The 13,020-nt window shown below is 37.0% G+C and carries 13 protein-coding genes; 3 read left to right on the top strand and 10 right to left on the bottom strand.

Features of this window, described 5'->3' with window-relative positions; translation table 11 throughout:
* Window positions 1–31: 31 nt before the first annotated feature.
* The 5 genes from E7Z78_RS05775 to E7Z78_RS05755 all read right to left on the bottom strand — a co-directional run bounded on the left by E7Z78_RS05775 (window position 32) and on the right by E7Z78_RS05755 (window position 6,066).
* Window positions 32–862 carry a DUF4013 domain-containing protein gene (locus E7Z78_RS05775; protein WP_303724213.1) on the bottom strand — a complete coding sequence of 277 codons (831 nt, stop codon included), beginning with the start codon at window positions 860–862 and terminating at the stop codon, window positions 32–34.
* Between the two features lie 134 nt (window positions 863–996).
* Window positions 997–1,968: a methenyltetrahydromethanopterin cyclohydrolase gene (gene mch / locus E7Z78_RS05770; protein WP_303724212.1), complete on the bottom strand. Its 972-nt coding sequence runs from the start codon at window positions 1,966–1,968 to the stop codon at window positions 997–999.
* 98 nt (window positions 1,969–2,066) lie between these two features.
* The gene (locus E7Z78_RS05765; RefSeq protein ID WP_303724211.1) at window positions 2,067–3,890 is read right to left on the bottom strand and encodes a BspA family leucine-rich repeat surface protein; all 1,824 of its coding nucleotides are present in this window, start codon (window positions 3,888–3,890) and stop codon (window positions 2,067–2,069) included.
* A gap of 118 nt (window positions 3,891–4,008) precedes the next feature.
* Window positions 4,009–4,509, bottom strand: coding sequence for a nitroreductase family protein (locus E7Z78_RS05760; RefSeq protein ID WP_303724210.1), 501 nt, complete (start codon window positions 4,507–4,509; stop codon window positions 4,009–4,011).
* Entirely contained in the window at window positions 4,510–6,066 is a 1,557-nt protein-coding gene (locus tag E7Z78_RS05755; RefSeq protein WP_303724209.1) for a ClC family H(+)/Cl(-) exchange transporter, read from the bottom strand. It abuts the gene before it with no gap.
* Between the two features lie 107 nt (window positions 6,067–6,173).
* Here E7Z78_RS05755 and E7Z78_RS05750 point away from each other — a divergent pair, with 107 nt between their 5' ends.
* The 3 genes from E7Z78_RS05750 to E7Z78_RS05740 are packed head-to-tail and all read left to right on the top strand — an operon-like array spanning window position 6,174 to window position 10,427.
* Complete coding sequence (locus E7Z78_RS05750; RefSeq protein WP_303724208.1) at window positions 6,174–8,078, top strand: SpoIIE family protein phosphatase; 1,905 nt, start codon at window positions 6,174–6,176, stop codon at window positions 8,076–8,078.
* The gene (locus E7Z78_RS05745; protein ID WP_303724207.1) at window positions 8,079–9,968 is read left to right on the top strand and encodes a PP2C family protein-serine/threonine phosphatase; all 1,890 of its coding nucleotides are present in this window, start codon (window positions 8,079–8,081) and stop codon (window positions 9,966–9,968) included.
* 42 nt (window positions 9,969–10,010) lie between these two features.
* Entirely contained in the window at window positions 10,011–10,427 is a 417-nt protein-coding gene (locus E7Z78_RS05740) for a hypothetical protein (protein ID WP_303724206.1), read from the top strand.
* Between the two features lie 3 nt (window positions 10,428–10,430).
* Here E7Z78_RS05740 and E7Z78_RS05735 read toward each other — a convergent pair whose 3' ends face one another.
* The 5 genes from E7Z78_RS05735 to E7Z78_RS05715 form a co-directional block, all read right to left on the bottom strand.
* Complete coding sequence (locus E7Z78_RS05735) at window positions 10,431–10,655, bottom strand: hypothetical protein (protein WP_303724205.1); 225 nt, start codon at window positions 10,653–10,655, stop codon at window positions 10,431–10,433.
* Window positions 10,656–10,703: 48 nt separating this feature from the next.
* Complete coding sequence (locus tag E7Z78_RS05730) at window positions 10,704–11,021, bottom strand: transcription factor S (RefSeq protein ID WP_303724204.1); 318 nt, start codon at window positions 11,019–11,021, stop codon at window positions 10,704–10,706.
* 101 nt (window positions 11,022–11,122) lie between these two features.
* The gene (locus E7Z78_RS05725; RefSeq protein WP_303724203.1) at window positions 11,123–11,443 is read right to left on the bottom strand and encodes a DUF2149 domain-containing protein; all 321 of its coding nucleotides are present in this window, start codon (window positions 11,441–11,443) and stop codon (window positions 11,123–11,125) included.
* Between the two features lie 8 nt (window positions 11,444–11,451).
* Complete coding sequence (locus E7Z78_RS05720) at window positions 11,452–12,096, bottom strand: MotA/TolQ/ExbB proton channel family protein (RefSeq protein ID WP_303724202.1); 645 nt, start codon at window positions 12,094–12,096, stop codon at window positions 11,452–11,454.
* A 15-nt stretch (window positions 12,097–12,111) separates the two neighbouring features.
* Window positions 12,112–12,822 carry a DUF2162 domain-containing protein gene (locus E7Z78_RS05715; protein ID WP_303724201.1) on the bottom strand — a complete coding sequence of 237 codons (711 nt, stop codon included), beginning with the start codon at window positions 12,820–12,822 and terminating at the stop codon, window positions 12,112–12,114.
* Window positions 12,823–13,020: the final 198 nt, after the last annotated feature.

Below are 13,020 nucleotides of genomic sequence, written 5' to 3'. Positions count from 1 at the left end.
AAAAAGAAAAAAAAGAAAAAAAATATTGCATTTAAACTATATCACTATACAGTAAACCGTTAGCCCTGTTCATTGCAAACATCAAGAATGGAGATACGATAATGTTTAATATTGTTAATGCAGGGATGTACTGGTAGATGTATCCTAGAATTGCAGTGATTACTACAACAATTATTATAAGGAGAAGTACAGTAGCTATTACTTTTCCAAAGCCTATTCTTGAAAGGTCCCTGAAAGCTTCAGGAATGTTCAATGCCTCACCTAAACTGTCGGTGTTTGCAAGTCTTGCATTTGCCATGTAGTGGAAAAATGAGAATATGATGAACAAGACTATTCCAACCAGCACGGTCAGTGTTATTGATCCGGCAAGGTTAGCTATTAATTCCTTTGGAACCATATCAATTGCAGAGCTTGCAACGACTGTGCCGTTGGTGTTTGCGATTGTCTGGTTAAGATTTTGAGCAACGTTAATCATGTTTTGAGGCAGATTTGTTAATGCAGCCACAATGATTGTGATTATTGCTGGAATGATATAATAGACTATGGCAACAATTATTGCCTTAATACCTCTTACCAGGTCGTTTTTAATGTCAATGCTTGGAGCAATTTCCTCAAAGTCTATACCTGTTTTTATAATATCAATCTCATATCCGGCTAGTATGAATCCTATCAATAGGGAAACAATCAATAGGAGGAAAGACACAATCAGTAAAGCGGAGTTGTTAACGGAAAACTGTGTGCATACAGCGGCAAGCCCAATAACAATTCCTGCAGCTAAAGTGAATGCAATATATATTCCAAGTGCCTTCAAGTTATTAACCGGAAAAGTGAATGAATCCTTAATAATTTCAGTTATTTCCATGTTTTTCACCTTTTAATTTAATTAACACTCCGATTAAGTGTTAATAATAATTTAAAAATAAGATTATATAAAATTTACTATACAAATTGTAAAAGATGATTAAAAAAAAAAGAAAAAAGTAAAGATGAATAGAATTATTCATCTACACCGAAGGATTTTTTAAGCAAGTCAGCGTTTACAAATCCTTCCTTATAAATTTTACCAGTGGTTAAGTCATTGATGACTACTTCTGCAGGAGCAAACATTCCTTTGTCGATTTGGTAAAAGTCAAATCCAGCTTCTTTAAATACGTCAAAGAATGGTTTACCATATCCGTCAGCAGCGGAAGATGGTAATTGAGCTGCAACATCAGCAATGTCATCGCCTTCTTCAGATTCAACATAGTAGTAGGTTCTTCCACCGAAGAGCACTGCATCGTTGGTTTTACCCATAGCCTTGAGTCCGTCTGGGTCAACAGGTGCGATAGGTGCAATACCTGCTGCATGTTTTACTTTGGTTACGTCGAATTTGATAAATTCTAACATTTTGTAAGTTCCGTTTTCAACTACTCTACCGGAGATTTGGATTGATCCAACGAGAGAAGAAGTAGGAGCTACAAGCAAGTAGACATCCTTAACGTCAACGTTACATTCATCAGCGATGTATTGTGCAACATCTTCACCAGGCAATACGTCAGCTTCCAAGGTCAAGATTGCTAAGTCAGCGTCTTTGTCTTCGTAACCGATTTCTTCATAGGTTTCTGCTGGTTTTAAAGCGATTGCTCTTGCAGGTCCTGAACCTAATGCGAAGAAATCTCCGACAGAAACGGACCAACCTGCTTTTTGTGAACCTAAGGTTGAAATTGAAGGTGAGTCTGTTTTGATTTTGACTGAAGGAAGTGCGAATTTTTCAGATAAATCTCCTGGAATGGAAATTCCAACATCTGCAAGTCCACCAAGACATACTTTAGTATAAAGTTCTCCTGCCTTGAAACTTCCATCGACATTTACACCACAGTCGATAACAGTAGCACCATTATCTAAAGTTGCAACAGCGATGTTTAATTCATCTGCTTTTTCAATCATTACATCTACGGTTTTTTTAGCTTCTACGTTTACACTTACCATAGTTTTAACCTCTAAAAAAATTTAACTTAAACATTAAGTTATTGAATAAGAATTTATTTTTATTATTATTTATATTTGCCTAAATGAATTTGAAAAAACTAGTTATCTTTTTGCTCATCTTCAATAGGCTTTTCTTTAGGCATGTTTAAACGTGCAACCTTGACCAGCTGTTCGTCACTGCTCTGTTGAATGACAGTCTCAAATGAATTTGCGGACTTGACATTGGCCAGGGCAAATATTCTGATGTGCTGGGATTTTGCATTGAGAACTATATCAACCCATTCAGCATCTGTATCGATGTATTTGGCAAGGTGAGCGAAATTGTCAAGTATATGAGGAAGTTCCTTGGCTATCCTCATCAGAAATGCCTTGTTGGTGATTTTAATTAACGCCCTTTCCCTATTGTAGAAATATGATTTAATCTTGCCGTTGACTCTTGATAAGTCACAGTTATGGTCATTCAACACTATTCTGGTCAGGATTTCCTCATCGGTGATTCTGTCAAGTGCCTTTTCCTGTATGAACCTGTTCTTGGATCTCTCTGAAATGTATGCCAAAAGGCTTTGGCTGTCTGTTGCGGCAACCATGAACAATTGTGTGTCCTCATCGAATTCGTTAAGGTCATGATTTTTAAAGAATTCCGCATCCAGGTCGTTGATTATCTTTTGACGGGTTTCAGTGTCTGCCTCATTGTTTTTCATCATTGCAACCTTAAACCATCCAGGATACTCCTCCAATGAATCGCACTTGTCGAAAATTGCCTTGATTGAAGTGCCATGTGATACTTCCCAATCATTCAGGCTTGAAACATCAGTGAGTGAAATGCAATTGTAGAACAGCTTGTTCATTGACTTTATGTTTGAAACGTCCCATTTCTTGAATGGGGAAACATCAATCAGGTCACTGCAGCCGTCAAGCATTCCTGTGACTGATTCAAGACTATCAATATCCCATGACTTGAAGTTGCTTATATCAGACAGTGAACTGCATTCCCTAAAGAGAAAATCAAGTGAAGTAACATTGCTCACATCCCATTTTTTCAATGGTGAAGCGTCCCTCAGTGAAGTGCACCCTTCAAATAGTCCACTCATACGAGTGATGTTGGACACGTCCCATTTCTTCAACGGTGAAATGTTTCTCAGATTGGTACAGTATGAAAACACCGCAAGCAGTGCCTTGTTCCTGTGCATTCTGGACAGGTCCCATTTAGATAATGGTGAAATGTCCTTTAAATTAACGCATCCTCTGAATAATGCTGTAATATTGAATACATTTGACAGATCCCAGTTCTGCAATGGGGAAATGTCTTCAAGTGAAGCGCAGAAGTCAAACAGGCACCCCATGTCCAAGACATTGCTCACATCCCATGACTCAAGAGCTGAAATGTCCCTTAGGCTTGTGCAGTATGCAAAAAGATAATACATGTCATTTACACTGCTCACATCCCATGACTCAAGAGCTGAAATCTCCTCAAGTGACTCACATCCTGAAAACATTCTTGAAATGCTCACCACATTTGAAACGTTCCATTTCCTCAATGCTGAAATGTTTGAAAGGCTTTTGCAGTCCTCAAACATGTAGCTGATGTCTGTTACACCACTTACATCCCATGAGGAGAGAGATGATATTTCTTCAAGTGATTCACAGCCTGAAAACATTCCTTTTAGGCTTTCAACATTTCCTACACCGAATGTTACGATTGCCCTGAGGTTTTTCATGCCCTGGTATCTGGCTTCCAATGAGGTCTGGCCGAACAAATCTTCACTTATGAATATTATATCCTCCTTATTTTCAACATCTGCCCAACTGGTAAGGTTCTTACCGTCCTTAAGCACTATAAGGAGGTTGAAATCCCCCAATTCGTAAATGCTTTCAGTTGTTGTGTTCAAATGTTCAAAATCATATAAGTGAATTTTAGCCATACCTACCCCTTTTTAAAAATGAAAATTTTTACAATTAAAGATATGTAAAAGGAAATATTTAAAGATTAAAAAAAATTTTGATGTTTCATAAATGCACTAACATTTTGAAATCATCAATCTAATACCTGTCATAATGGACTTTTGACTCGTCATACCTTAATTTGACTTCACTTTCATATGCAGGATAGCCTACACAAATCACTGAAAACGGAATGCAATTATCAGGAATGTTTAAATACTCCTTTAATCTTAAGGTACGGTCTTCGATTGGATGGAATCCGAGCCATACTGCACCAAGGCCTTCATGAGTTGCCTGAAGAAGAATGTTTTCATTGCATGCTCCAAGATCCTGGTCTATCAGACGGTGACAGTTTGCTCCGTTAAGATTTCCCAGTGTCACAATCAGATGGGACGCCTTCTCGGCAGGCTTTGCATATTCATGCATTTTGGAGATTGCAAGCTTGTCCTCTGGCTTTGAAACCACAATGAACTCCCATGCCTGCTGATTACATGCTGATGGAGCCTGCATTCCTGCCTTTAACAGGTTTTCTATCTTTTCATCCTCTACTTTCTGGTCTGTGAATCTGCGAACACTATGTCTTTTGAATATTAAGCTCATCTAACCACCAAATAACTCTTGAATTTCCTCACGCACATACGGATAATCGTTGCTGTCTGTAAGTATCTGAATCTGGTCTGAATACTGTATTTTGAAGTCCTCTGTCGGAATGATGTACTTGCCGTTTCTGATGATTGAAACCACAATGGCGTTTTTCGGGAATGGAATGTCCTTGATTTTGAAATTGATATAATTGCAATCCAAAGGCACCAGATACTCTGACAATACATGTTTTGAAGGTTTTTTAACGTATTCCCTGTTTTTATTAAGCAGTAACCTGTCGTATAATGACTCGTAAATCGGTTCGTTGCCCAGAAGTGTTGGAACGACGTATGCAATCAGTGACACGATAACCATTGCAACCAGTGACTCGGTTGAACCGGACATTTCCGCTAAAAGCACAATTCCTGTAATCGGGGAGCGGACGGTTGCTGCGAAAAATCCTGCCATTGAGATTATTATGAACCTGTAAATCAAGTCATGCTGCAATCCGAGGGATGGAACGGCAATTGAACCGAATACTGCACCAATATAAGCACCCAATACGAGAATTGGCAGGAATATACCTCCAGGTGCTCCTGATGAGAATGAAAACATTGAGAAAATGTATTTCATTAAAAGCAGCACTACCAGAACACCCAATGATGGAACGGCCACATCCAGCATGTCCATCATGAAGTGACCCCCGTCACTGATTTCAGGTATTGTCAATGCCACAACTCCTGAAACCATGAAAACCAACACGAACTTAAGCCATGATGGGATTTTAAGATTGTTCATGAAATCGCTTGACTTGATCATTCCTATATTGTAGATGTATCCTAAAAATCCAATAATCACACCTAGAACGATTAGAACCCAATATGATTCAAGCGGAATGTTTAAAACCGGGAAGTTAAGTATTGTTGACTGGCCGAATATCATCTTTGAGATGAAATCGGATACGATAGCTGATACCAGTGCAATGAAAACCAATGTCTTGTCAAATCCATGGTTTATTTCCTCAAAAACAAAAATAACACCTGCCAATGGCGCATTGAATGCTGCTGTAATACCCACGGCAGAACCGACCAGAATAAGTCTCAGCTCATCGGTCTTTGATCCCTTGAAAAGTCTTGCTATTCCTTTACCTGCCATACCACCAATCTGAACGGACGGGCCTTCCGGACCAAGGGACAATCCGCCAAGTGCGGTGAGAACTCCTGAAACGATCTTTGAGAACAGCACTTTCGCCCAGTTGGCTTCCATATGGCCTTTCACCTCAGCGTAAACCTGTGGTATTCCGCTTCCTGCTGAGTCAACTTCCCATTTTGTCAGAAAGTCAATGAGAAGCCCCATTACAGCCAATGCCATAAAAAACAAAACAATGTAGAATACATTCCCATGTATTACATCGAGGTATCCTCTTAAAACACTTTCAGAACCTGCAAGTAAAAAACGGTACAGGCAAACCATCAAACCTGCAAATATACCTACCATAACTCCCTGAACGGTTAGGCGGAAGATATATTTTGGATTTTCAGTTACGGATTTGAGTGTTTTTTCAAGAGTTTTCATTATATAATAATTTATGGCTTAATTATATAAATCAATTTTCAAAACACTACTAATTTAATACTATCACATACAAATAATATATCATATTAAACTAAACGGTTCAAAGCATGCTTAAAGATTTGTTCAAAAATGAGAAATTTGTGTTTATTTTCACATTCGCAGTGAGTGCAATATTCTATTATCTCTTCGAGTTCACAAGCATCACCGGAGAGTATATTCTTGCAGACATTGGACTTGCTCCTACCTTCGGATTGATTTTTGGACCGGTCGGTGCCCTTGGACAGGCATTTTCAACACTTGTTTGTGAACTGGTTACAGGAATGGATCCCATTGCCAGCTTTATTGATTTTGGAATAATGTTTTTCATTTCATTTTTCGCATATAAGCTATGGTACACCACATTCAAAAGCTACGGGATAAACGCGCCAAGATTCAACTCAATATATAATATCCTTAAATTTCTAGCGATAATCATTTTGACCTCAATAGTTTACTGGGCTCTGATTAACATTTCATTTTATGCCTATCAGAATATGAGTCCTGTTTATCCATTGACAATAGCATTTGAAAGGATTTCATATATTCTGAACAATTTCATATTCTCAATAATATTGGGACTGTTTTTCATAAGCAGCTTCAACACATTAAAAATTCCACTGAAAATTCCTCAAAAAAGGATTTCAAGAATAAATATACCTTACAAGTATTTCCTGATTCCATTGGCAATATTGATTGCATATCTGATTCTTACAATATCCTCAATCATAGATAATGACTATTTGGAAAACATCTTTTTTGCAAGCACAGTAATCGTTTCAGTTCTCTTCTGCCTGAACACTTTTGATTATGATGTAGAAGTCAAGACACATAACTATTCAATCATAGAACAGGTCATACTGATTTTTCTAATCATTCTGGGTGTGAACCTGATTATAAACTTCGAATATTTCCGTATTATCAGCCACGAATACTTTAACGAGCTGGCAACCGAGTTCAGGTACCTGATTACAATTGCATTTTCAACAACATTGACCATATTGCTATCATTAATCCACATTCACTACGTGGAAAAGAACATTACCAATCCGTTATATGGATTGATAGATTCCGTGAGAAACTATCGTGATGAGAATACTGGATCCAAACTCATTAAATATTCAAAAAGTGATGATGATGTTGGAGTGCTTGTCAAAACATTCATCCAATTATCCGAAAATATCAAAATGAACTTTGACAAGATTACAGAGGTTACTGCTAAAAAGGAAAGGATAGAAACCGAATTGAATGTTGCAAACGACATCCAGTCAAACATGATTCCAAGAAACTTTAAGGAGTTTTCAAAAGGAAAACCATTTGAAATATATGGATACATGAACCCTGCAAGGGAAGTTGGAGGAGACTTCTATGATTATTTCAGCATTGATGATGATGAAATCCACTTCATTATCGGGGATGTGAGCAGCAAGGGAATGCCTGCGACACTGTTCATGGTAAAGACAATGCATCTTATCAAGAACCATTCCAAATTCTCAAAAGACCTCTCCAAAACAATGGAGGGCGTGAATGACATATTGTGTGAGAGAAACAAGGAAAACCAGTTCGTGACAATATGGTTTGGAAAGCTAAACTTTACAAGCGGAAAACTTACATATGTCAATGCAGGACATAATCCTCCCCTTATAAAAAGAGACAACGGCAATTTTGAGTATTTAAACGATGACCCGAATCTGGTGGTTGGAATAATGGAAGACATGCCTTATGAAAAGCATGAAATCACTTTAAACAAGGGAGATACAATATTCCTTTATACTGATGGAATAACCGATGCTAATGACATTGATGAAAATTTTTATGGAGAAAAACGTCTTAAAGAGACAATTAACAAACATAAAAATGCAAAACCAATGGACATCATCAATGAAATCAACACTGACATCGACAGGTTCTGCGAAAGCCAGGAACAATACGATGACATGACAATGCTAGTTGTGAAGTATGAGGGGGTGAATTAAATGGATAAAATGAAACTGTTCAATTCACGAAAATTCATTACACTAATATCAATGGCAGTAACATTAATAGTTATGATAGTGTCAAGATTCCTTTTTGGAAGCGACATATTGCCATTTGAGTTCTCAACATTGCCTATATTAAGCATGCTTCTCGGCCCATACGCTGTTGTAGGATTTATTATAGTGGAAATTACAAATTGGATAATTTTCTTTAACATAACCGATGTTTGGCTAATACTTTTCAATACAACATTCATAATCCTTCTTGGAATATTGCCTTGGAAACTATGGTATTCAGTTCTTAACAGGAGAGGTCATGAACTTCCGAATATGAACCACACATACAGCTTCATCAAAACATTAATAATCCTTTTGATTATCGTTATCCAATCATACATACTTATAAACAACAGCTACTTCATGATCGACGCCTCAAACTTTGGACTTTTCGACTCAACAATGGTCATGAGTTTCGTGTCAATGCTGATTGTCATTGGACTGTTCGGTAAATTCAAGATTCCAATCTACACTCCAAAAATTCAGATTTCACAAGTGATGCCTCTTAAAATCTATGACATATCCCTTTTGGCCGCAGTCATTATACAGGTATTCCTGATATTGTCCTCAGGTTTGAACAATGGAGTACTGGTTTCAATATCCCTAATATTAACACTAGTCTTTTTAATCAAGCCTTATGACAATGAAGTTTTGAAGATGGACAATATCTTGAAGCTCACCATCTTCTATAAGACATGCATATCCATATTTTTCATAATCCTGATAATGACTGCATTCATTGTATTAACCATTATTGGAAGGGCAATTTTCATTGACCAGCTGATTAGTACAGCAAGCAGAGAGGAACTATTGGATTTATATATATCCAGTTTCTCAAATATCCTGATGGCATTCATAATTCCAATGATAATATATATGCTGTTTTTAGAAAGATATGTGGTAAATCCAATAAATCGCTTATCCAATTACATTTCACAGGAAATAAACACAATGGACGATGTTGATGAGCTGAAAAACAACCTTAAATCAATAAAGGTGAACAACGAGATAAAATCCCTCTCACAATCTTTAGTGAACATGGAAAAGGAGCTTGTGGACTATGGTGAGGATCTGATAAAACTGACCAAGGACCAGGAAAGGTATGAAACAGAACTGAAACTGGCCCATGACATCCAATACTCAATGATACCAACTAAATTTGCAGAATTCTACGAAGGCAAAAACATTACTCTTTGGGGGTCCATGGAAGCCGCACGTGAAGTTGGCGGAGACTTCTATGACTACTTCCAGATAGATGATGATAATGTCGGATTTGTAATAGGTGATGTGAGCGGAAAAGGAGTTACAGCCGCATTGATAATGGTTAAGGCAATGACATTAATCCAGGAATATGCAAAACAATACAGTGACCTTTCCAAAGTGTTTTATGAGGTCAACAATGAGTTATGCGAGGGAAATTCAGAGACACTCTTTGTAACCTGCTGGCTTGGAAGGATAAACACAAAAACAGGTGAGGTGTCCTATGTCAACGCAGGACACAATCCTCCACTGGTTAAAAATGGAGATAGCTTTGAATATTTAAACAGTTCCCCAGACCTTGTACTTGCAGCAATGGAAGACATGCCTTACGAAACCCATGAAATACACTTAAATTCAAATGATACAATATTCCTCTACACTGACGGAGTTACAGAAGCCAATGACAATTACAATGGATTCTATGGCGATGAAAGATTGAAAAACATCCTCAACGAACATCAAGACGATGAGTTGAACGTCATCATCGATTGCGTCAAAAAGGACATTGACGAGTTCTGCAACAGCCAAGAACAATTTGACGATACCACAATGATAATCGTTAGAATGAAATAATTCCAAAAAATGTTAATTTAAATAAGTTCAAAAATATGAATTATGAGAAAAATAACTGTTGATGATAATTGGCATTTTCCAAAGACCAGAAGAACTGATTTTACAAGAGAAGAGATGTTGGACATCTTGGATTTTTATTTACAGTATAAGTCAATGCTTGAAGAAAATAATCCTCAATTTAATCCACATGATTTTACAATGCTGTTATATATGTATAAGATGTTAGATGTTGATTATATCAATAATATGACAAAAATAAAAGAAAAATATGGGAAAAAATACGTTGAAGACTTATCCAAAGAAAAATTGGATTTTCTTGAGATAATTACTGTTTTTACATTAATCCATAGGGCAGAACGCCATTCCGGTGGTGGATGGTATGATGATTGTATAAATGACGGCACATATTATAATTTGCTTTGCAGGTTAGAAGAGCTTAAAAATGAATTAGAAAGCTAATCACTATTTTTTTAATTGTTTTTCATTAATTAAATGACATAATTCTGCGAGATATTCATGGTTCATGACATAAATGAATTTAGGAGGGGATTCATAAAAATCATTTTCCCTTAGCTCCTTATCTTTTTCATACCTGCGGATTTCTAGCATGATTTCGTCTCGCTTTTTAATGAGTTCTTCAAGTGTTGCATCCTCTAATGATTTCCTGAAATTTTCTCGATCAATCATATTAACCCTTCAAACTTTTTGACTTGAAGAAATTTACAATAAGAAGTTCTAGTTGGAGCTTCTCCATGTGTTTCCGCATTTGGCGCATCTGATAAAATTGGTTGGAGCCTCATCGGCTGAACGAGTCTGAACTGTCCACCAGTAGCCCTTGGTTCCTCCGCACTTATAGCAAGTTATTCGAGTTGTCGGAAGTGCCACATTCTTGTTGTCGGTTACAATCACCTTTGCCTGAGGATTGGTTTCCCCTTCCATGTGATACTGCTTTTCAATATCATCATTTGTAAGATTTTTTTCATAACCACATCTACATTTAATCTTGCCTTTTTTAGGCATTAGCATTGCACCGCAATCTGGACAGAATTCCATATCAATAAACACCATTAAAAATTCGTAAGTAATAGTTTAGTTGAAGGTGTTTATAAAATAATCGGTCAAAATAAAAAAGAAAAAAAGTTTGATGTGGAAGCTCAACCTTCCACCATAATCAGCTTACCCGTCGCAGGGTCCTTATATACCTTACCCATTTCGGTATATCCTTGTCCAGAACTGTTAGAAGTGTCTGGAGTTTCATTCAACTGTTGACCCTGGTCAACTTCAGTCATCTTTTGCTGCATTTGTTCTTGAATATTATGGTCTGGATCAATCATTGCCTGCATGTTCCAGCTTATGATAACAAAAACAAGAAAACCTACAGCAATAACAAGCATTGCATCCACAAGGTTGGATGTACCTGCCATTGGGTCTTCTTCGACACGTTGACGTCTGCGCCTACTCTGTTTTCTTACCATAAAAATCACTAGCTTCTCATTCTGTCAAGAACTGCATCAATTAAAGCGTCCAAATCGGATAAGTATCTGTCATACCAGCCTGATCTGACTTTTCCAATGAAGTAACATAATGCACCGGAACCGATACCTACAATTGTGGTGTTGAACGCCACAGTCAGGGAAGATGCCAATGTATTGATGTCTCCTGCGCCTAATGCTGCAAGACCCGGACCCATAGGAATCAATGTACCCATTAACCCTAAGGTAGGTCCTATACGTGTAATAATATCAGTCTTTTGTAATGTGTTCATAGTCTTTTCTTCTTCAAACTCGAATAATTTACGTGCAAGCGCTTCCCTTGAAGCTTCACCAAGTTCAGATGAAGAAGCGATTTCATCCAATGCTCTTTTCTGTGCTTTTGGAATTTTTGCATTAGCTATAACATTTTTTAAAGCATCCACAGATTCCGCTCTGTTAATATCATAAATCAAATCTCTAATTGTTCCAACAGGAACCTTACGTCTTGATGTGTACTCTGCAATGGCTCCACCTAATGTAATAATGGAAATAATAACAATAACAAGCAGAATTATCAATACTGGGATTGTTAGACTTTGTGAAATGACATCAAGTGAGCCAGTTAAAAATTCTCCACCAGGTATATTTAAAGCCATATTTTTCACCTATATTTATCTTAAAATACTCCTACCATTTCTGTTTAAGACCATGCCGCCGAATAGTAAAATAGCAAAGGCTACAACCACCATCAGCACGTCTTGAGGAGAACCCATAGTAATAGGACTTGTGGTTTTTGATAACACTCCTGCAATGTTCGGTATAACAATCGCTGAAAGCAAGAAATAAGCACCTAATAGTAGCATGAAATTTCCTAAAACAATAGGATAAGGCCTGTTTAGGAAACGCACAATAGTATTTGATGCAAAATAGGTTACAATCATGACTGCCACAAGTGCTGCTGCAGCATACCAGCTCAGGTTAAGTGAACTGACACCTATTGTTGGAGCAACAATCAATACACTTGCAATAATTGAACCGAAACAACATGGACAAGGAGCGATGATAGCTAGAGAAGTTGCAGTTGATGTATTCTTATCATGAATTTTCCATTCTCTTATAGTAAATAAACCTGCAATAATCATGATTGAAGCCATGATAATGTAGAATATTGTATTATAACTGTAAATCGCCTGAACCAACTGTTCAGAATAAAGAGAAGCGATTGCAGAAATAAGGATCACACCACCACCGTAAGCAATACAGATTACTGCGAACAATTTTTTAGACAAGTTAGCCAAACCTGATGCGAGCCCGATTTTGATACCGAATACCAGAACGGACGCAAATATACCAACTTGCCATAAAACACTCATCATATCCATAGTAAATTCTCCAATCAAATTAAATTTAATTAATTCCAATTAAATATTAATCTAATAAAATATATAAAATTTTTCAGTCAATCGATGTGTACGAATACAACCATCAATAATATATTGGACAAAATGACTTAAAACATTTATGGCAATATTTAAGGTTGATAAAATAGAGATATTAATTATATTAAAAATAATGAGGCA

Source organism: Methanobrevibacter thaueri (genome assembly GCF_015062915.1).
Classification (GTDB): Archaea; Methanobacteriota; Methanobacteria; order Methanobacteriales; family Methanobacteriaceae; genus Methanocatella; species Methanocatella thaueri_B.
This window is presented reverse-complemented; position numbering and strand designations above follow the sequence as displayed.

Coding starts and splice junctions, on each gene's coding strand:
- E7Z78_RS05775 (WP_303724213.1), bottom strand. CDS start 862: ATGGAAATAACTGAAATTATTAAGGATTCATTCACTTTTCCGGTTAAT.
- mch (WP_303724212.1), bottom strand. CDS start 1,968: ATGGTAAGTGTAAACGTAGAAGCTAAAAAAACCGTAGATGTAATGATT.
- E7Z78_RS05765 (WP_303724211.1), bottom strand. CDS start 3,890: ATGGCTAAAATTCACTTATATGATTTTGAACATTTGAACACAACAACT.
- E7Z78_RS05760 (WP_303724210.1), bottom strand. CDS start 4,509: ATGAGCTTAATATTCAAAAGACATAGTGTTCGCAGATTCACAGACCAG.
- E7Z78_RS05755 (WP_303724209.1), bottom strand. CDS start 6,066: ATGAAAACTCTTGAAAAAACACTCAAATCCGTAACTGAAAATCCAAAA.
- E7Z78_RS05750 (WP_303724208.1), top strand. CDS start 6,174: ATGCTTAAAGATTTGTTCAAAAATGAGAAATTTGTGTTTATTTTCACA.
- E7Z78_RS05745 (WP_303724207.1), top strand. CDS start 8,079: ATGGATAAAATGAAACTGTTCAATTCACGAAAATTCATTACACTAATA.
- E7Z78_RS05740 (WP_303724206.1), top strand. CDS start 10,011: ATGAGAAAAATAACTGTTGATGATAATTGGCATTTTCCAAAGACCAGA.
- E7Z78_RS05735 (WP_303724205.1), bottom strand. CDS start 10,655: ATGATTGATCGAGAAAATTTCAGGAAATCATTAGAGGATGCAACACTT.
- E7Z78_RS05730 (WP_303724204.1), bottom strand. CDS start 11,021: ATGGAATTCTGTCCAGATTGCGGTGCAATGCTAATGCCTAAAAAAGGC.
- E7Z78_RS05725 (WP_303724203.1), bottom strand. CDS start 11,443: ATGGTAAGAAAACAGAGTAGGCGCAGACGTCAACGTGTCGAAGAAGAC.
- E7Z78_RS05720 (WP_303724202.1), bottom strand. CDS start 12,096: ATGGCTTTAAATATACCTGGTGGAGAATTTTTAACTGGCTCACTTGAT.
- E7Z78_RS05715 (WP_303724201.1), bottom strand. CDS start 12,822: ATGGATATGATGAGTGTTTTATGGCAAGTTGGTATATTTGCGTCCGTT.